The sequence below is a fragment of the Arminella tubonensis genome (assembly GCF_003240585.1).
GTDB lineage: Bacteria > Pseudomonadota > Alphaproteobacteria > Rhizobiales > Rhizobiaceae > Rhizobium > Rhizobium tubonense.
The window spans coordinates 1-22,716 of the sequence record NZ_PCDP01000005.1 but is presented as its reverse complement, the minus strand read 5'-3'; the positions used below and the strand labels follow the sequence as shown (position 1 = coordinate 22,716).

General features: G+C 59.5%; 22 protein-coding genes and 1 riboswitch. Of the genes, 14 read left to right on the top strand and 8 right to left on the bottom strand.

The features are described 5' to 3' along the window. Window positions 1-252: 252 nt before the first annotated feature. The 10 genes from CPY51_RS04935 (at window position 253) to CPY51_RS04890 (ending at window position 9,969) form a co-directional block, all read left to right on the top strand. A complete protein-coding gene (locus CPY51_RS04935) occupies window positions 253-438 on the top strand; it encodes a Flp family type IVb pilin (protein ID WP_111158961.1) in 186 nt (61 codons plus the stop codon). Window positions 439-523: 85 nt separating this feature from the next. Beyond that, on the top strand, window positions 524-1,036 hold the full coding sequence (locus CPY51_RS04930) for an A24 family peptidase (RefSeq protein ID WP_111158959.1): 513 nt from the start codon (window positions 524-526) through the stop codon (window positions 1,034-1,036). 135 nt (window positions 1,037-1,171) lie between these two features. Next, window positions 1,172-1,981 (top strand): Flp pilus assembly protein CpaB, encoded by an 810-nt coding sequence (gene cpaB / locus CPY51_RS04925; RefSeq protein ID WP_111158957.1) that lies wholly within the window; start codon window positions 1,172-1,174, stop codon window positions 1,979-1,981. Window positions 1,982-1,991: 10 nt separating this feature from the next. Next, window positions 1,992-3,494, top strand: a complete 1,503-nt coding sequence (locus tag CPY51_RS04920; protein ID WP_111158955.1) for a type II and III secretion system protein family protein — start codon at window positions 1,992-1,994, stop codon at window positions 3,492-3,494. 50 nt (window positions 3,495-3,544) lie between these two features. Next, window positions 3,545-4,258: a CpaD family pilus assembly protein gene (locus tag CPY51_RS04915; protein WP_111158953.1), complete on the top strand. Its 714-nt coding sequence runs from the start codon at window positions 3,545-3,547 to the stop codon at window positions 4,256-4,258. A gap of 42 nt (window positions 4,259-4,300) precedes the next feature. Beyond that, a complete protein-coding gene (locus CPY51_RS04910) occupies window positions 4,301-5,572 on the top strand; it encodes a CpaE/TadZ family protein (RefSeq protein ID WP_111158951.1) in 1,272 nt (423 codons plus the stop codon). Between the two features lie 126 nt (window positions 5,573-5,698). Then, window positions 5,699-7,174, top strand: coding sequence for a TadA family conjugal transfer-associated ATPase (locus CPY51_RS04905; protein WP_111158949.1), 1,476 nt, complete (start codon window positions 5,699-5,701; stop codon window positions 7,172-7,174). An 11-nt stretch (window positions 7,175-7,185) separates the two neighbouring features. After that, window positions 7,186-8,193, top strand: coding sequence for a type II secretion system F family protein (locus tag CPY51_RS04900; RefSeq protein ID WP_111158947.1), 1,008 nt, complete (start codon window positions 7,186-7,188; stop codon window positions 8,191-8,193). A 16-nt stretch (window positions 8,194-8,209) separates the two neighbouring features. Continuing rightward, window positions 8,210-9,190, top strand: a complete 981-nt coding sequence (locus tag CPY51_RS04895; protein WP_111158945.1) for a type II secretion system F family protein — start codon at window positions 8,210-8,212, stop codon at window positions 9,188-9,190. A 34-nt stretch (window positions 9,191-9,224) separates the two neighbouring features. After that, window positions 9,225-9,306, top strand: a riboswitch (ZMP/ZTP riboswitch). Window positions 9,307-9,330: 24 nt separating this feature from the next. After that, on the top strand, window positions 9,331-9,969 hold the full coding sequence (locus CPY51_RS04890; protein WP_111158943.1) for a LysE family translocator: 639 nt from the start codon (window positions 9,331-9,333) through the stop codon (window positions 9,967-9,969). Window positions 9,970-9,992: 23 nt separating this feature from the next. Here CPY51_RS04890 and CPY51_RS04885 read toward each other — a convergent pair whose 3' ends face one another. Further along, window positions 9,993-10,823: a tetratricopeptide repeat protein gene (locus CPY51_RS04885; protein ID WP_111158941.1), complete on the bottom strand. Its 831-nt coding sequence runs from the start codon at window positions 10,821-10,823 to the stop codon at window positions 9,993-9,995. Window positions 10,824-10,971: 148 nt separating this feature from the next. On the opposite strand from CPY51_RS04885, the gene CPY51_RS04880 reads away from it, so the two are divergent. From CPY51_RS04880 to CPY51_RS04865, 4 genes are all read left to right on the top strand, one after another. Continuing rightward, entirely contained in the window at window positions 10,972-12,363 is a 1,392-nt protein-coding gene (locus tag CPY51_RS04880; RefSeq protein WP_111158939.1) for a leucyl aminopeptidase family protein, read from the top strand. An 87-nt stretch (window positions 12,364-12,450) separates the two neighbouring features. Beyond that, entirely contained in the window at window positions 12,451-12,801 is a 351-nt protein-coding gene (locus CPY51_RS04875; RefSeq protein WP_111158937.1) for a MarR family transcriptional regulator, read from the top strand. 11 nt (window positions 12,802-12,812) lie between these two features. Next, window positions 12,813-13,667, top strand: a complete 855-nt coding sequence (locus CPY51_RS04870) for a C40 family peptidase (RefSeq protein ID WP_111158935.1) — start codon at window positions 12,813-12,815, stop codon at window positions 13,665-13,667. A 75-nt stretch (window positions 13,668-13,742) separates the two neighbouring features. Further along, on the top strand, window positions 13,743-13,982 hold the full coding sequence (locus tag CPY51_RS04865) for a hypothetical protein (protein WP_111158933.1): 240 nt from the start codon (window positions 13,743-13,745) through the stop codon (window positions 13,980-13,982). A 9-nt stretch (window positions 13,983-13,991) separates the two neighbouring features. On the opposite strand, the gene CPY51_RS04860 is transcribed toward CPY51_RS04865, so the two are convergent. The 7 genes from CPY51_RS04860 to CPY51_RS04830 all read right to left on the bottom strand — a co-directional run. Beyond that, window positions 13,992-14,792 (bottom strand): ABC transporter permease, encoded by an 801-nt coding sequence (locus tag CPY51_RS04860; protein ID WP_111159102.1) that lies wholly within the window; start codon window positions 14,790-14,792, stop codon window positions 13,992-13,994. Window positions 14,793-14,848: 56 nt separating this feature from the next. Next, the gene (locus tag CPY51_RS04855; protein ID WP_111158931.1) at window positions 14,849-15,799 is read right to left on the bottom strand and encodes an ABC transporter permease; all 951 of its coding nucleotides are present in this window, start codon (window positions 15,797-15,799) and stop codon (window positions 14,849-14,851) included. Between the two features lie 89 nt (window positions 15,800-15,888). After that, window positions 15,889-17,415, bottom strand: a complete 1,527-nt coding sequence (locus CPY51_RS04850) for an ABC transporter substrate-binding protein (RefSeq protein ID WP_195909428.1) — start codon at window positions 17,413-17,415, stop codon at window positions 15,889-15,891. A 56-nt stretch (window positions 17,416-17,471) separates the two neighbouring features. After that, window positions 17,472-18,482, bottom strand: a complete 1,011-nt coding sequence (locus CPY51_RS04845) for a P1 family peptidase (RefSeq protein WP_111158927.1) — start codon at window positions 18,480-18,482, stop codon at window positions 17,472-17,474. Between the two features lie 165 nt (window positions 18,483-18,647). Next, window positions 18,648-18,842 carry a hypothetical protein gene (locus tag CPY51_RS04840; protein ID WP_111158925.1) on the bottom strand — a complete coding sequence of 65 codons (195 nt, stop codon included), beginning with the start codon at window positions 18,840-18,842 and terminating at the stop codon, window positions 18,648-18,650. 502 nt (window positions 18,843-19,344) lie between these two features. Continuing rightward, entirely contained in the window at window positions 19,345-22,284 is a 2,940-nt protein-coding gene (locus tag CPY51_RS04835) for an aminotransferase (RefSeq protein ID WP_111158923.1), read from the bottom strand. 199 nt (window positions 22,285-22,483) lie between these two features. Beyond that, the coding region (locus CPY51_RS04830; protein ID WP_338049401.1) for a formyltransferase family protein at window positions 22,484-22,716 on the bottom strand (233 nt) is incomplete at its 5' end.

Below are 22,716 nucleotides of genomic sequence, written 5' to 3'. Positions count from 1 at the left end.
GCGCCATGCTTTGATACATTCTCGCGAGTTGCTACCTCTAGTCAATGTCGTCTATTGCACTGCGACTACCTTATTCAATAAAAGATGCAGATAAACGTGAAAAGCATTGTTAACTAAACTCTCGGCCTTTTGGCGTTATCGAAGCGTTAACCCATTTCCTTAAGCCGATTGAAACGGGCATTCGATAGTTTCTTGTCATCCGAACAACGGCAAACAGTTGGCGGACGTGCTGACAACAATGTGGAGTATGACATGACCAAGCTTTTCACACGCTTCCTGAAAGACGAATCCGGTGCGACCGCAATCGAATATGGCCTGATCGCCGCCCTGATTTCCGTTGCCCTCATCACCGGCGCCACTGCAATCGGCGGCGCGCTGAACACGACGTTCACGAACATCGCCACGAAGATGAACGCTGCTGCGCTTGCTACCAAGTAAGTTTGGATAGCACTCTTGTTGCGATAAAGAAAACCGCTCGCTCGCACGAGCGGTTTTCGGCGATTTTAACGAGGTGGGATTGACAATGTTAAGCGCTGCGATTTTCCTGATCTTCCCCTTGTGTCTTGCAATCGCGGCTCTCTCCGATCTTTTCACTATGACCATCCCCAACCGGGTTTCAGTCATCCTGATAGGAGGCTTTACTCTTGTCGCACCGTTCCTTGGCCTATCCCTTCCTGAAATCGGAATGTATTTCGGCGGCGCTGCGATCGTGTTCTGCGTCTGTTTTGCTCTCTTTGCCCTGAATGTCATGGGCGGTGGCGACGCCAAACTCCTGAGCGCCGCGGCCTTATGGTTCGGTTTCAACCAATCCTTGCTGGAATTCGTGATCTACGTGAGCCTCATGGGCGGGCTCCTTACCGTTCTTATCGTGGCACTCCGCGCTCGCGTCGACATTATCACAGTCATTGGCCTGCGAGTGCCGAACTCGCTGCTGGTTGCCAAGAAGATCCCCTATGGACTTGCAATCGGTGTCGGCGGATTCATGGCCTACCCATCATCACCGCTGGTGGAGGCGGCTTTAGCCCAACTTCATTGAATAAGGTCTGACGGCCCTGCACCGGTTACTGACGATAATCGTTTATTAACTTAAATTGTAAGTCTCTCGTTAACTATAATTACACCAATTGCAGAGCATCCTCAGGCGAACAGTTGAGTTCCCCGAGGAATGACCATGAAACCCGCTCGCATAATGATACTCGCAGTGGCAGTCGTCGCCGCAGGTGTTGCCGGGCTCCTGGCGATGCGCCTGGCCGGCGGCCGCAATGTCATGCCGCAGGTCGAGGCGGTCGTTGAAAAAGAACCGACAATCAATGTTCTGGCTGCGAGCGCCAATCTGCCCATTGGATCAAGGCTCAGCGACGCCTCCATCCATTGGATGCCCTGGCCTCAGGGCGGAGTGGTCAAGGGTTTCATAACCCAGACCGACCGACCAGACGCCCTGAAGGATTTGACTGGGGCCATAGTGCGCCTTCCGATTTTTGACGGCGAGCCGATCCGCGAGGAAAAGATTGCCGACTCGAACAGCCGGATCATGTCGTCGCTGCTGCCTTCGGGAAAGCGTGCAGTCGCCACCGAAATCTCGGTCGCAACCGGGGCCGGCGGCTTCATCCTTCCAAATGATCGCGTCGACATCATCATGGTGCGCAAGGGCGACACCGTCAGATTCCAGACCGAAACAGTGCTCAGCAACGTTCGCGTGCTCGCGATCGATCAGCAGATCGAACAAAAGCAGGACGGCTCCAAGTCTGTCGTCGGCACCACCGCCACGCTCGAACTGACGCCCGATCAGACGAAAGTTCTGGCCGTTGCCCAGCAGATGGCAGACCGGCTTTCAATGGCATTGCGCTCGGTGGCCGACGCGCAGGAATCCGACACCGGAGCCGCCGACTATCTGCTGACCGGAGACAGCGGCGCTTCTGTTGTCCAGGTGATCAAGTCAGGCGCGATCGTCAGCAACGCTGCCCCAATCAAGGTACAATAGAGGCCAGACCATGGGAAATATTCAAAAGAGAGCCGGTCTTGCCTTCTCAACCGTGATTTCATTCTCGGTCGCTCTCGGCGGCCTTCCTTTCCGTGAGATACCAGCCTCGCTGCGAATGGCCAGCGCCATGGCGGAGGGCGCGGATAGTATCGTCACCGTCGCCGGCATAGGCAGTCACAAGCGGCTGAAGCTCGGCCTCAACAAAGCTGTGGTCGTCGATCTGCCCGCAGATGCGCACGATATCCTGGTTTCCGATCCCAAGATGGCCGATGCAGTGACCCGCACCTCACGGCGCATCTATCTATTCGGCAAGACAGTCGGACAAACCAATATTTTTGTCTTCGGCGCCAATGGCGAGCAAATTGCCAGCCTGGATATCGAAATCGAACGCGACATCAACGGTCTGCAATCAAACCTCAAGCGCTTCATTCCGGACTCGGACATCAACGTCGAGATCGTCTCCGACAATATCGTGCTGACCGGAACTGTCCGTACGCCCCAGGACGCGTCTCGCGCCGCTGACCTAGCGCAGGCCTTTCTCAAGGGAGGCGAGGCGACGACCCGCAATGAAACAGCAAGCGGTACGGGCGGCGACAGTTCGGTCGCGCTCTTCGCCGAAAGCCGCCAGACCTCGCAGATTGTCAATTTGCTTCAGATCGAGGGCGAAGACCAGGTGACGCTCAAGGTCACCGTTGCCGAAATTAAACGCACCGTCCTGAAGCAGATCGGATTCGACAATCTGGTCGGCAATTCGTCTGGTCTGACTGTTGCGCAACTCGGTGCCCCGGCAAGCGATGCCCCGGTAGCACTCGCAGGCGGCGGTCTTGCGGCCCTGTTCAAAAGCTCTATAGGCAAATATGATATCTCGACCTATCTGAATGCTCTTGAGCAGGGGAAGGCAATCCGCACCCTGGCGGAGCCGACATTGACAGCCATTTCGGGACAGCCTGCAACCTTCAAGTCCGGTGGCCAGGCGCTCTACTCGACGACGGACAATAACGGGGTCGTAACGATTACGCCGTATAATTACGGCATAAGCCTTGCTTTTACGCCAGTCGTGCTCTCCGCAGGCAGAATAAGCCTTCATATCCAGACTCAGGTCTCCGAGCCGGCTCCCAGCGGCTCGACCGGTGCCCCCACCTACAACAACCGCTCGGCCGACACCTCGGTGGAATTGCCATCCGGTGGCTCGATCGCCCTTGCAGGGCTTCTGAGCGACAATTCTCAACAGACCACGAATGGTACGCCCGGCGCTTCGAAAATCCCGATCCTTGGCGCCCTCTTTCGTCAAAAGAACGTCCAGCGAGATGAAAGCGAACTGGTCATCATCGCTACGCCCTACCTGGTTCGACCAGTGGCGCGGAATGCGCTTGCAAGACCCGACGATAATTTTTCTCCGGCGGGTGACGCGAGCGCCTTCCTCATGAACCGTGTCAACAAGGTCTATGGCCGTCGTGACACCCCTGTCGCGGATGCCGAGTTCCATGGCTCCGTCGGCTTCATCTACAAGTAAGGGGCGGGTGAACGATGACGAACTCAACCAGAATAGAAAGCGAGCATGCGATGACCGGCATCGATCACATCCCCCATCGCGTCGCCCGCCTGCGCTTAGCCTCGCTTGTCGTGATCGCGATGGTCGCGGTTGTCAGCGGTTGCGCAAACAAAGATGATCTGACCACCGGCGGCATCCCGGACGACTATCGCCAGCGTCATCCAATAGTCCTGACGCAGGCAGAGCATAACGTCGACATTCCCGTCTCCGAAGGCGATCGCCGCATAACGTCCGGCATGCGGGATACCATTCGCGGCTTCGCCCAGGACTATAGGGCCCATGCCACGGGCAACATAGAGATCCTGTCGCCGCGCGGGTCCATAAGCTCGCCGACAGCGTTAAGTATGAGGCGTCAAATAAGGCAGGAACTCGTCGCCAGCGGCATTCCGTCGTCGAGAATCGCCGACAATTCCTATCCCGCCGGCGGTGCGGCGGACGCAACACCAATCCGGCTACGCTTCATGGCGACCACGGCCGTCACCAATGCATGTGGCCAGTGGCCCGAAGACTTGGCGGACAGACCCTTCGACAATCAGAATTACTATAACTTCGGCTGTGCCCAGCAGAACAATCTCGCAGCCCAGGTCGCAAACCCGACCGATCTGGTCGCGCCGCGCGCGCAAACGCCGATCGATGCGGAACAGCGAAGCGGAATTATAGACGGCTATCGCAAGGGCTCCGTTGCAACGAGCAGCGTCTCGTCGACCGGATTCGGCGGCAACTAAGCGCCCGTCGGCTTTGGCCGGCAGTTAAAACAGGACAGAGCCATGAGCGCGATCGAGTATGATATCAAAATGGAAGCGGCTGAGGTCGAAGACCCGTTGCGCATGGGCGATCTCGAAAACATGCGCCCGTTGCCGCGCATCTCCGTTCACGCATTTTGCGAGAGCGAGGCGCTGCAGCAGCTGATGGAGCGCTGCGGTCATGACAGGCGCATGGCCAAGGTAAGCCTCAGGATCACGAGTGGCGGCGCTGCTGCTGCAGCCAACATGTTTGCCACAACGCCGACGCCAAACCTTATCATCCTCGAAACGCGCTCGAGCCCGGCGACCCTGTTGGCCGATCTGGCTCCGCTCGCCGCTGTGTGCGATGCCAGCACAAAAGTCGTGGTCGTCGGCTATCACAATGACATCACGCTTTATCGCGAACTTATGCGCAATGGTATTTCGGAATATATCGTCCAGCCGATCGCCATGTCCGATGTCATGGCGGCCATGTCGGCGATCTTTATCGATCCGAGTGCCGAGCCGCTGGGTCGTAGTATTGCCTTTATCGGCGCCAAGGGCGGCGTCGGCGCCTCGACCATCGCCCATAACTGCGCCTTCGGCATCTCCAATCTGTTCGCGACGGAAACCATACTCGCCGATCTCGATTTGCCATACGGTACGGCCAACATCGATTTCGACCAGGATCCCGCGCAAGGCATTGCCGAGGCGGTCTACGCACCAGAACGCCTTGATGAGGTTTTTCTCGACCGCCTGCTGACGAAGTGCTCGACGCATCTGTCGCTGCTGGCAGCTCCGTCGATGCTTGACCGAGCCTATGATTTCGATGGGCCGGCCTTCCAGCCGGTGCTTGACGTGCTTCAGCGCAGCGCGCCGGTGACAGTGCTCGACGTTCCGCATACCTGGTCGGAGTGGACCCGGTCGGTGCTTTCCAGCGTCGACGAAGTCGTCATCTGCGCCATTCCCGATCTCGCCAATCTGCGCAACGCCAAGAACATGCTGGATGCGCTGCGCAAGCTGCGCCCCAATGACAAGGTGCCGCATCTTATCCTCAACCAGGTCGGCATGCCCAAGCGTCCCGAAATCGGTATTGCCGAATTTTGCGAGCCCATGGAGACCGATCCGATCGCTATCATTCCTTTCGATATCGCCATGTTCGGCAACGCGGCCAACAGCGGTCGGATGATATCCGAAACGGACCCCAAATCTCCGACGGCCGAAACCTTTTCTCAGATAGCCCACATCGTCACCGGTCGCGTCGCTGTGCGGAAAGCGAAGAGAGGCGGTCTCCTCGGTCTTCTGGGGCGCAAGTAGAAACGCAATCACGCTTCGCCCTCCGGGGCGCTGCGTCGCGACACTTTTGATCGGCGCATGAACCTTTCTCGCATCCCGGCCGGATGAGAGGCAAAAGCGCCAACCGACTAGAACTGGATCGACCGAATGTTTGGCAAACGAGGAAATGAAGGTTTCGGAAAGAGCGAAGGCGGCACCCCGCAATCGCCGCCGCGCATGCCATCCTCGGCATCAGGTGCTTCGACGATGCTGGTCGAACCGTCGCGTGGCGATACGCCGACGCGCCAGCAAGTAACGCCTCCGCCGCTTCAAACGCCGCAGCGCCGTCGCCCTCAGCGCACCGAGGAATATTACGACACCAAGTCGCAGGTTTTTGCCGCGCTCATCGATACCATCGACCTGTCGCAGCTGTCGAAACTCGATGCTGAAAGCGCGCGCGAGGAAATTCGCGACATCGTCAACGACATCATCACCATCAAGAATTTCGCGATGTCGATTTCCGAGCAAGAGGAATTGCTCGATGACATCTGCAACGATGTCCTCGGTTACGGTCCGCTCGAGCCGCTTCTCGCGCGCGACGACATTTCCGATATCATGGTCAATGGATCGGGCAAGACCTTCATCGAAGTCGGCGGCAAGACGATCGAATCGGAAATCCGATTCCGCGACAACCAGCAGCTTCTGTCGATCTGCCAGCGCATCGTCAGCCAGGTCGGCCGCCGTGTCGATGAATCGAGCCCGATATGCGATGCGCGCTTGCCGGATGGCTCGCGCGTCAACGTCATCGCACCGCCGCTGGCGATCGATGGTCCGGCGCTCACCATCCGTAAATTCAAGAAAGACAAGCTGACCCTCGATCAGCTCGTCCGCTTCGGCGCCATCACCCCCGAAGGCGCGGTTGTCCTGCAGATCATCGGTCGCGTGCGCTGCAATGTCGTCATTTCGGGCGGTACCGGTTCGGGCAAGACGACGCTTCTGAACTGCCTCACCAACTACATCGATCGCGACGAACGTGTCATCACTTGCGAAGACACCGCCGAATTGCAGCTGCAGCAGCCGCATGTGGTCCGCCTCGAAACGCGTCCGCCGAACATTGAAGGCGAGGGCGAGATCACCATGCGCGATCTCGTCAAGAACTGCCTGCGTATGCGTCCGGAACGCATCATCGTCGGCGAAGTGCGTGGACCGGAAGTATTCGACCTTTTGCAGGCGATGAATACCGGTCACGACGGCTCGATGGGGACTATCCACGCCAACACCCCGCGCGAATGCCTCAGCCGTATGGAATCGATGATAGCGATGGGCGGTTTTACCCTGCCGGCAAAGACCGTGCGCGAGATCATTGCAAGCTCCGTCGACGTCATCGTCCAGGCAGCCCGCCTGCGTGACGGCTCGCGGCGCATCACCCAGATTACCGAGGTGGTCGGCATGGAAGGCGATGTGATCATCACCCAGGATCTGATGCGTTACGAGATCGAAGGCGAAGACGCGAACGGAAAGCTGATCGGCCGCCATGTTTCGACCGGCATCGGCAAGCCGAACTTTTGGGATCGTGCCCGCTACTACAATGAGGAAAAGCGGCTTGCCGCCGTGCTCGACAAAATGGAAATCGACTCGAAATAGGGCTGAATGCGATGTTCGGTTTTGATCCGATGGTACTGTTGATCGTTTTACTGGCTGCGGTTTCTGCCGCCGCCGTCTGCTATGGCGTGCTCTACGCAAGATTTGAGACCCAGAAGAAAACCGACGTCAGGGTCAATCGCGTCAAGGCCGCAGATGCCGATCGATTGCAGGTCAAGGCAGCACGTGATCACTTGCAGGAATTGTCGAAGCGCCGCAAGTCGGTGCAGGATTCGCTGAAGGATCTCGAAAAGCGGCAGGTGGAAAAGCACAAGAAGGCGCTAACGTTGAAGGCCAGGCTGTCGCAAGCCGGCTTGTCGCTCTCGGTCTCGAAGTTCTACATCATCAGCATTGTCTTCGGTCTTGCAGTGATGGCCATCGTGTTCCTCGCCGGTGCACCGCTTGCAGTCGTGCTTGGATTGCCTTTTGCCATGGCCTTCGGTCTGCCGCGGTGGATCGTTGGATTCCTGGTCAAGCGCCGCCAAGCCAAATTCCTGGACGAGCTTCCGAACGCGCTGGATGTGATCATCCGTTCCATTCGATCGGGCTTGCCGCTCAACGATGCCATTCGGCTGGTGGCAGCGGAAGCGCGTGAACCGGTCAAGGGCGAATTCCGGCGCGTGGTGGAGGCGCAGCAGCTCGGCCTCAGCATGTCGGACGCCTGTGGCCGCATGAGCGCTTACATGCCTTTGCAGGAGGTCAATTTCTTCGCGATCGTGATTTCTATCCAGGCGCAGGCGGGTGGCAACCTGTCGGAAGCTTTGAATAATCTTTCTCGCGTGCTGCGAGAACGGAAAAAGATGAAGGCCAAAGTCCAGGCCCTGTCGATGGAAGCAAAGGCGTCGGCCTGTATTATCGGAGCGCTGCCATTCATCGTCACCGGGCTCATTTCGATGACTTCCCCGCACTACATGATGCCGCTCTGGACCGACCCCCGTGGTCATATGATTGTTGCCGGAGGTCTAGTCTGGATGTCGATCGGCATATTCGTCATGCGCAACATGATTCAATTCGACATCTGACCGGAGGAAAATTGCCATGACTGATTTTGCTTCCAGAGTCACCGATCCGAGCATGATCCTCGCGATCGTCGTGGCGATCGCCGTCTTTGCTACATTCTGGACGATCGCCATCCCCTATTTCGAGCGCGGTGATCTCGGCAAGCGAATGCGGGCGGTCTCCACCGAACGCGATCAGATCCGCGCCCGCGAGCGGGCCAAGATGAACATCGATGGCGGCAAGGCAACGCTGAGGAGCCAGAACAACCGCTCTGTCCGCAGTATCGCAGAGAAATTCAACCTCAAGGAAGCGCTTGTCGACGCCAACACCGTCAATCGTCTGCGTGCGGCAGGCCTGCGCTCGGAGAATGCCCTGAACTCGTTTCTGGTGGCGCGCTTCTTCTTGCCCTTCGTCTTTCTGGCCCTTGCGGGCTTCTGGGTATTTGGTCTCGGCTATCTCGAGACCAGGGGGCTTCCCCTGCGGATTCTAGCCGTCGTCGTGGTCGGCTATATCGGCTTCTATTCACCCAACATTTATATTTCAAACCGAATGGGCAAACGGCAGAAGTCGATCAAGCGCTCATGGCCCGATGCGCTTGACCTTATGCTGATCTGCATCGAATCGGGGATTTCGATCGAAGCGGCCATGCGCCGTGTCTCGGATGAGCTAGCCGAGCAATCGCCCGCGTTGGCCGAAGAAATGGTGCTGACGACTGCCGAACTCTCGTTTCTGCCAGACCGCCGAACCGCCCTGGACAACCTCGCCAATCGTACGCAGCTTTCGAACGTCAAGGCCGTGACCCAGGCACTCATCCAGGCCGAACGCTATGGCACGCCGATTGCCACTGCATTTCGTGTCCTGTCACAGGAATCCCGTGACGAGCGCATGAATGAAGCGGAAAAAAAGGCCGCCGCCCTGCCGCCGAAACTGACGGTGCCGATGATCCTGTTCTTCCTGCCCGTTCTTATTGCCGTCATTCTCGGCCCAGCCGGCATCCAGGTTTCGGATCGATTCCACTGAGCGGCTTGTGACGTGTGTTCGGCGACGCTAAGCTCGGGCCTCGCGTGACCGGCGACAAGGGATGGGTATCCATCGGGGAGCGCGGAGGATGATTGCCGCGCGCCGAGGCAACCCTTCGAACCGGGACTTGGAGTTGCCCTATGTCGTCCTTCTTCGTCTTCTTCAGCATTATTGTTGCTATCGCAATTGGGGCGATGAGCCCCGGTCCGAGTTTCGTGCTGGTATCCCGCATCGCCATTTCGCGATCCCGCACGGCAGGATTTTCCGCAGCGCTCGGCATGGGTGTCGGCGGCGTGACCTTTGCGACGCTCGCGTTGCTCGGCCTCAACGCGTTGCTGATGCAGGTCGCCTGGCTCTATGCACTGCTGAAGATCGGCGGCGGTCTCTATCTTATTTATCTCGGCATTCGCATCTGGAAGGGAGCTACGGAGGAACTTCGCGTTGACGCTCCCTCAGGCCCGGCGACTATTTCGCCGGTGCGAAATTTCTGGTTCGGATTGGCGACGCAGTTGAGCAATCCAAAGACCGCCATCTTCTATGGCAGCATCTTTGCAGCCCTTCTCCCAGCGTCACCGAACGGTTGGCTGCTCATGGCCGTGCCGCCTGCGGTCTTCGCGGTGGAGGCCGGATGGTATTGCGTAGTGGCCTTGGCCTTTTCGTCGAGCCGTCCGCGCGCGTTCTATTTGCGGCTGAAGACCTGGATAGACCGCGTCGCCGGCGCTGTCATGGGCGCACTCGGCCTGCGCCTTGTCGTGGAAAGTCTGCCGCGTCATCTCTGACACCAGCTGCCAAGGCGTGATGTCTAGTTGACGGTCTTGTTTTTGTTGGCGTCGCTCGCAGCCAGTTTTTGCCAGGAATTCTGCTGGGATAGCATGGCACGCAGATAGGCGAGGTTGGCATCCGCTTGTTGCTGCGTCAATTCTCGCTTGGCGATCTGCTCAGCCTCCGGAAAGCGCCCCTGCAGCCCGACGACGAGGGCAAGGTTCTGGCGCACGCGACTGTCGGCAGTCGGTTGAGCCACAGCTGACCGCATATAGGTTTCCGCAGTTTTCAGGTCGCCGGTCAGGACATAGGACATTCCGAGATTGGAAAGGATCGAAGGTTCGTTCGGCTGAATGTCGAGCGCATCGCGGTACTTTGCCCGTGCTTCGCTCGCACGGCCAAGCTGGTCGAGGATCGCGCCCTCGGCCGATACCAGCCGCCAGTCGGGCTGATCGGGGGTCTGTGCCCGTTCTATGGTCGCAAGTGCCGCATCGAGCTGTCCGCCAGCGGCCTGTGCCTTGCCATAGGCCGCGAGCACACCGCGATCATCGGGGTGTGCGATCGCTACTTGTTGCATGACCGAGAGTGCCTGGGCGTTGCGGCCGGCCGTGCGCAGCGCGCTGGCATAATTGACGCCCACGTCACGATCTTTGGGATTGGCCTCATAGGCTTTGCCGAGGGTCGCAGTCGCCTGGACAAGCTCGCCGGCGTCCATTTGTTCGACGGGCTTTGAGAGTTTCGGGATCGAACCCGTCGTCATCTTGTCCTGCGACGTGGATGCGCATCCACCAAGGATGAGTGCCAGGAGCGCCGCTGAAGCACTGAGAAGAACACGGCTCTTGAATGACGACGAAGGTGTCGAAGTGGTCATGGCGGGTCCCTGAAATCCGAATTCCTGCGCCTGGCCTCAAAGCGGATACAGGGAAAGGTTTGACGCAATCTTCGCTCCAGCAATAATCTGTTAACCCTAACGGAGTGTTAATGCATCGATTCTCCATCGCGAGAACGAGAGGATAATAATGGCTCCCTACCAGTTCATCGACCGCGCCACCCCCTTCAACACCAACGGGGGCGGGACGCTTCCGATCTTTGCGGTCACGCCCGCACATATCGAGACGGGCACCATTGATCCCATCGCCCTCGATTGGGCTCGCAAGGTCGGATACAAGGCCGAAAGCGGATCGCTTCTGCTTATTCCGACCGAAGAGGGGCAGCTGGGCGGCGCCCTCTTCGGCCTCGGTTCCAATCCCTCGGAGCAGCCATTCCTGACGGGAAAGCTCGCCCGCTCGCTGCCGGCCGGCGAGTGGCACATCGAAACGGCCCCGCTGACGGCCAATCGCCTGTCGCTGGGCTTCGGTCTCGGAAGCTACCGCTTCGACCGCTATAAATCAGAAAAATCGGCGGCGGCGACACTCATGATCCCCAGGGACGCCGACGCCGTCGATATCAAGCGCCAGCTCGCCGGTGTCTTCCTCGCCCGCGATCTCATCAACACACCGACAAATGACATGGGCCCCGAGCAGCTCGAAAACGCCTTCCGCGATCTTGCCAAGCACTACAAGGCCGAGGTCTCCGTCATTGTCGGCGACGATCTACTGAAGGAAAATTTCCCGCTGGTACATACCGTCGGGCGTGCTAGCGCCGACGCACCTCGGCTTCTCGAATTGCGCTGGGGCAAGAAGGGTCATCGTCGTATCACGCTGGTTGGCAAGGGTGTCTGCTTCGACACCGGCGGCCTCGACATCAAGCCTGCGGCCTCGATGCTCCTGATGAAGAAGGATATGGGAGGCGCCGCCAATGTCATGGGTCTGGCATTGATGATCATGGACGCAAAGCTCAAGGTCGACCTCCGCGTCATCATCCCGGTCGTCGAGAACTCGATCGCGTCGAATGCCTTCCGCCCGGGCGACATCTATAAGAGCCGCAAGGGGCTGACGGTTCAGATCGACAACACCGATGCCGAAGGTCGGTTGATCCTTGCCGACGCACTTGCCTATGCCGACGAGGAAGCGCCGGATCTGATGATCGACATGGCGACGCTGACGGGAGCCGCGCGCGTCGCGCTCGGGCCCGACCTGCCGCCCTTCTTCACTGATGACGACAATCTTGCCCACGACCTGGCGGATGCCAGCATCGAGACCGACGACCCACTGTGGCGGCTGCCGCTCTATATGGGCTACGACAAGGATATCCGTGCCAAATTCGCCGATATCACCAATGCGCCGGCGGGCGGCATGGCCGGGTCCATCACCGCAGCCCTGTTCCTCAAGCGCTTTGTCACCAAAACCGAGAGCTGGGCCCATTTCGACATCTACGGTTGGGCGCAGAACGAGCGTCCCCATTCGCCGGGCGGCGGCGAGGCGCAGGCAATCCGAGCGCTTTACCATCACATCCGACAAAGCGTCAGATAGGGACCTTTTTCCAGCAGCTACCTTTCTTGAATCCGCCACGATCATCGCGGAGAATGGAACGGTAGCGTAACGGTCTCGGGGTTTCTCTTGTCGCTCGAATTGTCCGCATCTCAGGCTCTTGGGCTTTGGCACGGTGTCGCGCTGGAGCAGGTGCGGCTCGATAAGCGCGACCTGACGCTTCGGCAAATGGCGATCCTGCTGCAGATTTACCTGGTGCCGCCGCCGCATACAGTGCGCGGTCTTGCTGCAACGCTTGCGGTCAGCAAGCCGGTCATAACCCGCGCGCTGGACACGATGGGCGAGATGGGTCTGGTCGATCGGGTACGCGACGACCGGGATCGCCGCAATGTTATAATCAAGCGCACCGTGGATGGTGCGCTCTATCTTGAAAAGCTCGGCGACCTGGTGATCGGCCAGGGACGCCGGTTGTCGCTTTGAGGACCAACGCCATGATGTTCGATCGCCGATTGCATGCCTTCAGACCGGATCTCGCCGAAGCGGCGCTCGAGGGCAAAGTCGATGCTTCACGCTTTGTCGAGGGAACGCCCGCCCGCATTGCCGCGCCGGTGGCAGCGCTTCGCCCGGAGCCCGATATATCCAGGGGGATCGATACCGAGCTCCTCCTCGGCGAGGACGTCTTGATATTCGAACGCAAGGACGGCTGGTGCTGGGTAAAGGCGATTTCGGACGGCTATGTCGGCTATCTCCCCGAGACGGCCGTTGGCGAAGCAGGCGAAGCGCCAACCCATGTCGTCGTGCCGCAGCGCACTTTGCTCTATCCCGAACCCGAGCTCCGGAAGCCGCATGTCGGTGTTCTCTCGATGGGTAGTCGTCTTCGGATCGCGGGTGAGGCGGAAGCTCGTGGAAATCACTATGTCGTCCTTGAAGACGGTACCGCCATATACGCCAGTCACGTAAGGCCGATCGGCTATAATGACGGCGGCGACTATGTTGAAATAGCAGCTCGCTTCATGGAGACGCCTTATCTCTGGGGCGGCCGCTCCGGCCTTGGCATCGATTGCTCGGGCGTCGTGCAGCTGTCGATGCTGATGACCGGCAGGGCAGCACCGCGCGACACCGACATGCAGGCAAAAGGTCTCGGCTCGCCCATCGAGCGCGAAGAGCTGCGCCGCGGCGACCTGGTATTCTGGAAGGGACACGTCGCTATCATGGAAGATCCCGAAACGATCATCCATGCCAACGGCCACACGATGACCGTCGCCCGTGAAAATTTCGTCGACGCCGTCAAGCGCATCGGTTGGCTTTACGAGCAACCGACCGGGTATCGCCGTCCTCTTGCCTGACTTCCCCCTTGGAACTGTTTCGTCCGGAAATCGTTGTTCGTTCAGAGCATAGGTCTGTTCGAGAGGAGAATGATGATGGCTGTCACGGCAATGGAAGTGAAGGTCAAGGATATCGTCGCCAATGGCGGCCTGCCGAAAAACCGCAAGGTCGACGAGCTCCGCAAGCTTCAAAGCGAGGCGCGCGGCATTCAGCGTGCCGGCACCGAAGGCCCGATGAGCCCGGACGACGGCCTGCAGGACGACCTCCGCGTCGTGGAAAAAGCATTGCACGAGCTTGGCGCCGATATCGAGGAAAAAGGCCCCGCTTCTCTCTGACAGCCCAAGTTAGCGGCTGGCCTCGCGCGGGTCGAGCAGATCGCGCAGGCCATCGCCGAGAAGGTTGAAGCCGAGAACCGAAAGCGCAATGGCAAGTCCCGGTAATATTGCAAGCCAGGGTGCCAGCGCTAGATAGGTCTGGGCGTCAGCCAACATCCGACCCCAAGTGGGCGGCGCCGGGCCGAGCCCGAGGAAGCTGAGGCCAGCTTCGGTGAGGATTGCAAGACCAAGCTGGATACTTCCCTGAACGATGATCTGGCTAAGGATATTCGGCAGGACATGCCGGATAGTAATCTGCAAGCGGCTGTTGCCGATGGCCCTCGCCGCCAGAACATAGTCGCGGCTCCAGGCCTGCAGGGCGGTCGCAAGCGCGACACGCGCGAAAACCGGGATCATGAACACCGCGATTGCAATGATTGCGGTCAGTCGCCCGGTGCCAAGGAATGCGCCAAGCATCATTCCCGAAAGGATCGGCGGCAGGGCGAAGACAATGTCGCAAGCCCGCATCACCAACGATGAGAACAGGCCGCGCAGGGCTGCAGCAGCTATACCGCAAACCGTGCCGATAGCAGCGCCGATAGCGACGGCGGAGACTGCGATCGACAGGGAATTCCAGCAGCCGACCATCAGCATCGACAGAACGTCGCGGCCGAGCTGGTCGGTACCGAGAAGGCCAAACGAAAGCGGCGGCTGCAGCTTGTGGATGATTTGCAGTCTAGCCGGCGGCACGGGTGTCCAAACCAGCGACAGTAGCGCCACCGCCGTGAGCATCAACGTGATGACGAGCCCGGCAATCAGGTTGCCTCGCATGCGAAGCGGCCGGGAATGGAAGCGCTTCGGGACGGCAACGGGTTTCGGATTCGCGGTCAAAGCTCTCTCCCACGAAGCCGCGGGTCGATGGCTAGATAGGAAAGGTCCACCAGGAAATTCATGACGACGACGAGACCGGCGAAGAAGACCACGACATCCTGCATGACGATGATGTCGCGCTGGTTCAGTGCCTGATAGGCAAGGCGGCCAAGTCCCGGCAGGTTGAAGACGTTCTCGATCAACACTGCGCCGGCGACGAGGAATGTGAACTGCAGGCCAAGGATGGTCAGTACTGGCACCAGCGCATTCGGCACGACGTGATTCCAGAGCACTGAACGTCGCGACAACCCCTTGGCTCGGGCGGTGCGAACAAAATCCTCATGCATGACGTCGATCATCGCCGTGCGCGTCACCCGCGTCAGCACTCCCGCCTGTGGCAGCGCAAGGGCAATCGCCGGCAGAGCGAGCGCCTTCAGAGCCGGCAGCAGTCCGTTGCCCCAGCCGGGAAATCCACCTGCGGGCATCAGCCCAAGCGTCGTCGAGAACAGGATGATCAGCAGCAGAGCCACCCAGAAGCCGGGCACGGCAATACTCATCTGCGACAGGATCGTAGCAAGGATGTCGAAGACCCCACCGCGCCGCGCGGCCGCGGCCACGCCGAGCGGCACTGCGATCGCAATGGAGAGGAAGATGGCGAAAACGGCGAGTGGCAGCGTAACGGCGAGCCGTTCAAGGATCAATCCGCCCACTGGTACGCCATAGGTATAGGATTGGCCGAGATCGCCGGTGAATGCCCCCAGGAGCCACCTGCCGTAGCGCAGCATAAGCGGCTGGTCGAGACCCATGGTGTGACGCAGCGCTGCCAATGTCTCGGGCGTGGCCGATGTGCCAAGCGTGATCGCGGCCGGATCGCCCGGCAGCACTGCCATGACTGTGAAGATCAGCAGCGAGACGGCGATCAGTGTCAGGATGAGGCCTGCGAACCGGCGCGAAAGAAGTACGATCATTCCATTTCCACCGCCCATGGGTTCGGCAGGCTTGTCGCTGACAACGTCGCCTTGTCGACGCCGAGAGCTTTCGCGAGAGATTAGCCGGCTTAGTCCTCCCAGGAAACCTCTGTCAGCACGTTTGAAGGGATTGGCTCATTTTCCCAGAGGCCTTTCAGCTTCCTGTCCCAGACGCCGAGCTTGGGCATTACGAAGAGGTAGAGGGCCGGAACGTCCTGCGCGAGCATCGATTGTGCTTCGCCATAGAGCTTGTTCTGCTCGACCGGATCAGTCGATTCCTGGATCTTCTTCATCAGCCCGTTGAAGGCAGGATTGCTGTAATTGAAATAATAGGGCTCGCGCGAATAGATATCGATATCAAGCGGCTCGGCATGGGCAACGATGGTCATGTCATAGTCGCGAGCGGTAAAGACGTCCTGAACCCATTTCGCCGGAAATTCCGTCGGCTCTATGTTCATGGTGACGCCGATATCCGCAAACATCGCCTGCATGACTTCAGCACTGCGCGGCGCATAGGACATTTGCGGCGTCTTGATAGAGAAGGTGAAACCGTTGGGATAACCCGCCTCGGCCAGCAGTGCCTTGGCCTTTGCGGGGTCGTAGGGCAGCGTCCCCGTCAAGTCCTCGTAGCCCGGATCGTTCGGCGTGTAGTGGCTGCCGATCGCCGTCCCGAGGCCGGACCATGCGCCGTCGATGATCGTCTTGCGGTCGAGAGCCATCATCAGGGCCTGTCGCACGCGTTTGTCGTCGAAAGGCTTGCGGCTGTTGTTCATGCCGGCGACGACCTTGAGCTCGGTGTTGCCGACCTTCGTCATCAGTCGCGCATCGCCGTCGAACGAACTCATCAGCTCGGGCGCCGCGAATTCCGGAAAGGCATCGATATCGCCGGCCTTCAACGCGGCAGCTTCGGCTTGCGGATCTGCGATGAAGCGGAAGCGCACCTTGTCGAGCTTTACCTGCACCGCCTTGTTCCAGTAGCCAGGGTTCTTGACGAGGTCCACATGGTCCCCCTTGGCCCAGGCCGCAAACTTGAACGGCCCGGTGCCGACAGGCGTCGTCTTGTCATTGGCCGCCGATTTCGGACCGACCATTACTGAGGAAGGCCAGCCAAGCCAGTAGAGCAGGCTACCGGTCGGAGAAGACAGGTGCAGGACCAGCGTTTCGGCGTCGGCTGTGTCGATGCTGGCGATGGTTGAGAAGAAGCGTTTCTGCGGATTGACCGAATCGGAGCCTCGGGCTCGGTCGAGTGCGAATTTCGCCGCTGTCGCATCGAAGGTCTCGCCATCGTGAAATTGCACGCCGGTCTGAAGCTTGAAGGTATAGGTCAGCCCATCGGGCGAAATCGTCCAGCTTTTCGCCAGTTGCGGAACGACCTTGCCGTTCTCGTCGATAGTCACCAATCCCTCGAAGATGTTTTGCCACGTCACCTGACCGATCGCGACCGGCGCAGCAACGGTCGGGTCGAGCCCGGCGGGCTCAACGCTCATGCCGAGATTGAGCGTCGTCTTTGCCGCTTCAGCTGGCATGAGGCCGCCAAGAAAAACTCCTGCTGTAATCGCTGCGGAAAGGAGATGGCGAGAAAGAGTGTCCGCGGACGGACGCTGAAGTTTGATCATCATATTGCCTTCGGCTCTCGGCCCGCTCGGATTTGCGCGCGAACATATTACCTTTTTCAGGACAACGTCATCCCGGGAAAGCGATCCCGCCAGGCCGGTTGCGCACCTTCGACACGAAGTGCGGTCGCCTCATAGACGCCGCGGGCAATAGCGCGCGCCATGACGATCGTCGCCAGATGACAAAGTTCGAGGAAGTTCACTATGTCGCCAAGTGGTCTGGCGCCGGTCGAGGCGGCGAATACAGTATCCCCATCGAAAGGCAGGTGGGCCGGCAGCAGCGCCCGGGCAAAGCCACCATGTGCCATGATCGACAGGCGGTGCGCCTCCGCCTTGGTCAGCGTGGCATCCGTGACGACGACGCCGATCGTGGTGGCTGTTACGTTGACGCCCTTGAGCTGCATCGTCGTATCGGCTGGAGTGATTGTCTGCGGCAGACCCAGGCCGCCGAATTCGCCATTCTGCTCGAAGGGTGCCGCCCAGAAATGCGGTCCATCGCCCACCGTCGCCGAACCGAGCGCATTGACCGCGACGAGCGCTGCGATCCTGTGTCCGGTGCTGCTGATGGCGCTGGCAGACCCAAGTCCGCCCTTGACCGTCGCAGTTGTCGCGCCAGTCCCGGCGCCGACGGTGCCCAGATCAAAGACGCCTTTCCCCGCCGCTTTGAAAGCGTCATAGCCGATGTCGCGATAGGGCGAATGGAGGCCCCAATCCTTGTCGCCGCCGTTGAGGAGGTCCATCAGGATTGCCTGGGGCACGATCGGTACGCGCGTGGTGCCGACCTGGAGGCCGCGGCCGATCTCGCGCAGGCCCGCCTGCACGCCGCCCGCTGCGTCCAGCCCAAAGGCGGAGCCGCCGGAGAGCACGAAGGCGTCGACCGTTCCGACCGTCATCGCAGGATCGAGCAACGCAGTATCTCGACCGCCGGGCGCGCCGCCAAGCACGGTTCCAGAAGCAACTGTCGGTTCGTCGAACACGATCACGGTCGCTCCGGATCCGAGCCGAAGATCCGTCGCGTGACCGACGGAGAGGCCCTCGATATCTGTGAGAAGGTTGAGCAGTTCGGCCAATGGAGATCCTTCGTATGACAATCCCAGCGCCGTCAGGACGCCTCACGATAGGATCGCAAAGGGCAGAAAAAGACAAGACCGGCCAGGCTTGTCGCCGGACCGGTCTTTGATTGTTCAATTGGTTGGATATGATGCGCCCGGTCGCGACACCGGATGCGTTCGATCTCAGACGTGCCTTGGCTCGGCTTTGCTGCGTGACAGCAGATCGCGGATTGCGAGTTTCACCTCGTCCGTGGAGCCGAAACGCTGCTCGTCGAGATCATGTACGTGAAATTTGACGGCAATGAACTTCAGCCGATCGTCCTCAGGAACGACAATGCCGACGGGCACACCCGCATATTCGATAACTTGCTTCTTCATAAATTAAACTCCCACTGCGCCTTGCGCAGTTATGGCGAACTGAACGTTTTGATCCGGAAATGGAGGAACGTCACATTCGACAGCGCGGGCAGGAGCGGATGCCCGAGCGGTCTTGGCCAAGCACGGGCCGTCCAAGGATAAATGCGATGACTTCAGAACGCGGCATGTCACTTTCCCTGTGTTGGCGTTGCGCTTTTGAGGATCTCCGGCAACCCGGGCGATCCACCGATGAACCCGCTATTACTCTACTTATATTGTAGATAATAACTTGGATATCACCAGAAACATATTCCGAAAGATGTCAAAATATCGACGATTAGAAAAATATAATTCCGAAAGCGAGAAGATTGGCGGAAGATATCGATTGCTCTTCCTCAAATCGAATCGATCGCAAACTTTCTCCAATCACCAGCACAGAGATAGGAATTCCAGCGTCGCCCGGCAATGCCCCGAACGGGTAAAAATAGGATTGCCGCCAAATCACCCTAATGGTTAACGTAGCTCAGGAGGCCACGTAAGCACCTTCTTCGAAGGCTCTTTCCAAGGATTTCACAAAGAAATCCGCACTCTGGATGGAGAGGCAGAGAGGAGGCTTGATCTTCAACACATTCAGGTGATCACCGGTCGGCTGCATGATGACGCCGAGGTCGAGCAGCCTCTCGCAGATTGCCGTCGTCTCTTCCGTCGCCGGTGTCAAATGGTCGTGATCGCGGATAAGCTCAAGGCCGAGATAGAGACCCATGCCGTGGACGGCACCGATGATCGGGAAGCGCTCCATCAACGCCGCGAGGCCCACCTTGAGATGATCCCCGACATCACGGGCATTCTGTTGCAGCGCTTCGTCCTCCAGGATGTCGAGCACCGTAAGTCCGGCGACGCAACTGACGCGGCTTCCGCCGGCTGACGAGAAAAAGTAACCCTCCTTCTCGAGCGATTCGGCGATCTCGCGTCGGGTAATGACGGCGCCGAGAGGATGGCCGTCCCCCATGCCCTTGGCGACCGTAATGATGTCGGGCACGACACCCTGCTGCTCGAAGCCCCAGAAATAATGGCCGAGGCGGCCGTAGCCAACCTGCACCTCGTCGGCGATGCAAAGGCCCCCGCGTTCGCGGACCAGCGCGTAAATCTGCTCGAGATAGCCCTGCGGCAGCGGAATGCCGCCCGCATTGCCATAGACCGATTCGGCAATGAAGCCGGCAAGCCGCTTGCCGCTGTCGTCGATCGCTTGGATCAGCGGCATCGTAGCTTCGATATAGTCACCGGCGGATTGGGGGCCATGGAACTTGCCACGATAGGTGTTGGGAGCAGGGGCCGCATGCACCCAGCCAGGCCGGGTCGTCAGCGCCATCGGATTGTCTGCGATCGAGGTCGACACCGCATCGCTCGCCGCCGACCAGCCATGATAGCCCTCAAGCAGGCAGATAATGTTGGTTGCACCCGTATGTGCCCAGGCGAGCCGCAGCGCCAGATCATTGGCCTCTGTTCCGCTGTTGACGAGAAATACGCTGTCGAGGCCTTCAGGCGCCAGATTGGCCAATCGTTCGGAAAATTCGGCGATTGCCGAATAGTGGAAGCGTGAATTGGTGTTGAGCAGGGACCACTGGTGCTCGATCGCCGCTGCCATCCGCGGATGGGAGTGACCGACGAGCGTCACGTTGTTGATCATGTCGAGATAGGCACGCCCATCGATATCGAACATATATTCCTGCCACCCGCGCTCCATCTGCGGAGGATTGGCGTAATAGTGCTTTTGCGGCTTGGCAAAATGGGCATTGCGGGCCGCAAGCAGCGCGATGCTGTCATGCCGGCCCGCCTCCAGGGCAGGGCTGAGCATGGTCGCTGGCGAGGGGCACATCGCGGACCAGGCGTCGACCTGGTGCCTGGCGCAGAATAGCGGCGGTATCACGCCGGGCATGCGGCAAAGCTGGACACGCAGTCCGCCCACCGCCGAGCCTTCGCCGGCAATCACGCCAAGCGATGCTCCTTGTGCGACTTCGGTATCTTCCACCAACGGGCAATCCAACCCGTCGAGATGCAGGCTGACGGTGTCGCCGACGAGCGCCAGGTGCTGGTTGAGCCACTGGATGCGCCCGGTGAAAGGCGCCGCCACAATGGTTCCGGCCGGCAGGCAGACGTCACAATGCAGAGCGAAATTGTCAGGCGCCTTCAGGCTCGCCAGTGCGGTATGCGAGAGGCGAAATTCGCCATAGCGGGTCGCGGCGATGCCCGACCCGATCGCCGCCTTGGCCAACAGCCGCCAGTCGATGTCTGGCTTCAGCCAGTTGCCCGCCTTGAAATCCAGGCTCGTGACGGTGAGATCGAGCGGCGCGATGGTTTCCGGGGCAATCTCAGGCAGCAGCGACGACCAGCCATCTGTTTTGATCCCTGGAACAGCTATGCCAACCGAAGCGAGGATAGCTGCTTCCATGACCTCCGGCTGCGTCGATGTTGCGACATCGAAGATTTCTCGCTCGAACTCGACGTTGTCCTTGACGTAGTTATTGTCGGGATCGATCGAGAGTTGCTGTTCGCTGCTGGCCGAAAGGATCACGGCGCGGGCGACGATCAACGGCCAGAGCGCCTTGAGTTCCGGCTCCGTCAACGGATAGACGGCGTGATAGGCCTGGATCGCCGGCAGGATGTAGAAGGCGTCGCCTTCGGCATGATGCAGCAGCGACGCGCAGGTGACGGCAAGGTCGCCGACCAGCCATCCCTGGATGATGTCGCCGAAATCGATGACGCCGTTTGGAATCAAATGGCCGTGCGCATCGGGCTGGCAGACGACATTGTCGTCGGTGACGTCATGGTGGACGGGCTGCACCCTGAGTTCAGCTGCCAGCGGCTGGATACGCTTGACCGCGGCGACCATAGCCTTGGCGATCCGGTCCCGGGCCTCATGATTGGTGATCGCCGAGAGAAGATGTACGGCGACCGGGCCTGCCCGGCGCAGATCCCACTGCAGGTTCCGGTTGAGGCCGGGATGATCGAAATCGGCAAGATCACGTGCGAGCCGCGCGCAGAGAGTTCCCAGCGCCGCGACCGTCGTCGTCGCCAGGTGCTTGCGCCGCGTCAGCGACTGGCCGTCGATATAATCAAGCACCCGAACCTGGTAGTCCTGCTCCCGCAGGGTCAACGCGACGATATCCTCGCCATTCAGCGACGGAATGACGTTCGGTACTCGCAGCGATTCGGCGTTGCCAACCAGATGGCGGATCGCGGCGTTCTGCGCCTCGAGTTCGATCGTCTGGTATTCCGCCCGGCAGATCTTCAGCACGTAGCGCGCGGCATCGGTATCGATCCGATAGTTGCGGTCCTGCTGGCTTCCAAGTTCGAGAAGGGTGCCGGAAAGCCCGTAGTGGGTTTGCAGGATAGTCGCTGCTTCTTCCGCCGTCACATCGGGGCGCGGCAATTGCATGCGGTTGACAAGCGCGGCATCAGTCATGGCATCCCCGGAAAATCGAACGACTACAACAGCAAATAAGAAAAACCCTGCCAGCGGCAAGACGAAGATGCAATCACCCGCAATGCTTAGGATAAATTGTACGGACTATTATCGATTCAGGCTACGGCGAACCTTCATTCACCCAACAAAAAAGGCGCCGGTTGCCCGACGCCTTCGTATCCAAGCATTTCCCGACCAATCAGCCCATGCGTTCTGAGGCGTAGGAGCCGGGGCTGGCCGGGAAGACGATGGTGCGGTTGCCGTTGATGAAGACGCGGTGATGGATATGGGCGTGGATGGCGCGGGCCAGCACCTGGCTTTCGACGTCGCGGCCCATCGAGACGTAGTCTTCCGCACTTTGCGAATGGGTGACCCGCACCGTGTCCTGCTCGATGATCGGGCCTTCGTCGAGGTCGGCGGTGACATAATGGG

Bases quoted from the DNA above. Each gene is read 5' to 3' on its own strand.
- CPY51_RS04935 (WP_111158961.1), top strand. From the start codon at position 253: ATGACCAAGCTTTTCACACGCTTCCTGAAAGACGAATCCGGTGCGACC.
- CPY51_RS04930 (WP_111158959.1), top strand. From the start codon at position 524: ATGTTAAGCGCTGCGATTTTCCTGATCTTCCCCTTGTGTCTTGCAATC.
- cpaB (WP_111158957.1), top strand. From the start codon at position 1,172: ATGAAACCCGCTCGCATAATGATACTCGCAGTGGCAGTCGTCGCCGCA.
- CPY51_RS04920 (WP_111158955.1), top strand. From the start codon at position 1,992: ATGGGAAATATTCAAAAGAGAGCCGGTCTTGCCTTCTCAACCGTGATT.
- CPY51_RS04915 (WP_111158953.1), top strand. From the start codon at position 3,545: ATGACCGGCATCGATCACATCCCCCATCGCGTCGCCCGCCTGCGCTTA.
- CPY51_RS04910 (WP_111158951.1), top strand. From the start codon at position 4,301: ATGAGCGCGATCGAGTATGATATCAAAATGGAAGCGGCTGAGGTCGAA.
- CPY51_RS04905 (WP_111158949.1), top strand. From the start codon at position 5,699: ATGTTTGGCAAACGAGGAAATGAAGGTTTCGGAAAGAGCGAAGGCGGC.
- CPY51_RS04900 (WP_111158947.1), top strand. From the start codon at position 7,186: ATGTTCGGTTTTGATCCGATGGTACTGTTGATCGTTTTACTGGCTGCG.
- CPY51_RS04895 (WP_111158945.1), top strand. From the start codon at position 8,210: ATGACTGATTTTGCTTCCAGAGTCACCGATCCGAGCATGATCCTCGCG.
- CPY51_RS04890 (WP_111158943.1), top strand. From the start codon at position 9,331: ATGTCGTCCTTCTTCGTCTTCTTCAGCATTATTGTTGCTATCGCAATT.
- CPY51_RS04885 (WP_111158941.1), bottom strand. From the start codon at position 10,823: ATGACCACTTCGACACCTTCGTCGTCATTCAAGAGCCGTGTTCTTCTC.
- CPY51_RS04880 (WP_111158939.1), top strand. From the start codon at position 10,972: ATGGCTCCCTACCAGTTCATCGACCGCGCCACCCCCTTCAACACCAAC.
- CPY51_RS04870 (WP_111158935.1), top strand. From the start codon at position 12,813: ATGATGTTCGATCGCCGATTGCATGCCTTCAGACCGGATCTCGCCGAA.
- CPY51_RS04865 (WP_111158933.1), top strand. From the start codon at position 13,743: ATGGCTGTCACGGCAATGGAAGTGAAGGTCAAGGATATCGTCGCCAAT.
- CPY51_RS04860 (WP_111159102.1), bottom strand. From the start codon at position 14,792: ATGCGAGGCAACCTGATTGCCGGGCTCGTCATCACGTTGATGCTCACG.
- CPY51_RS04855 (WP_111158931.1), bottom strand. From the start codon at position 15,799: ATGATCGTACTTCTTTCGCGCCGGTTCGCAGGCCTCATCCTGACACTG.
- CPY51_RS04850 (WP_195909428.1), bottom strand. From the start codon at position 17,415: ATGATCAAACTTCAGCGTCCGTCCGCGGACACTCTTTCTCGCCATCTC.
- CPY51_RS04840 (WP_111158925.1), bottom strand. From the start codon at position 18,842: ATGAAGAAGCAAGTTATCGAATATGCGGGTGTGCCCGTCGGCATTGTC.
- CPY51_RS04835 (WP_111158923.1), bottom strand. From the start codon at position 22,284: ATGACTGATGCCGCGCTTGTCAACCGCATGCAATTGCCGCGCCCCGAT.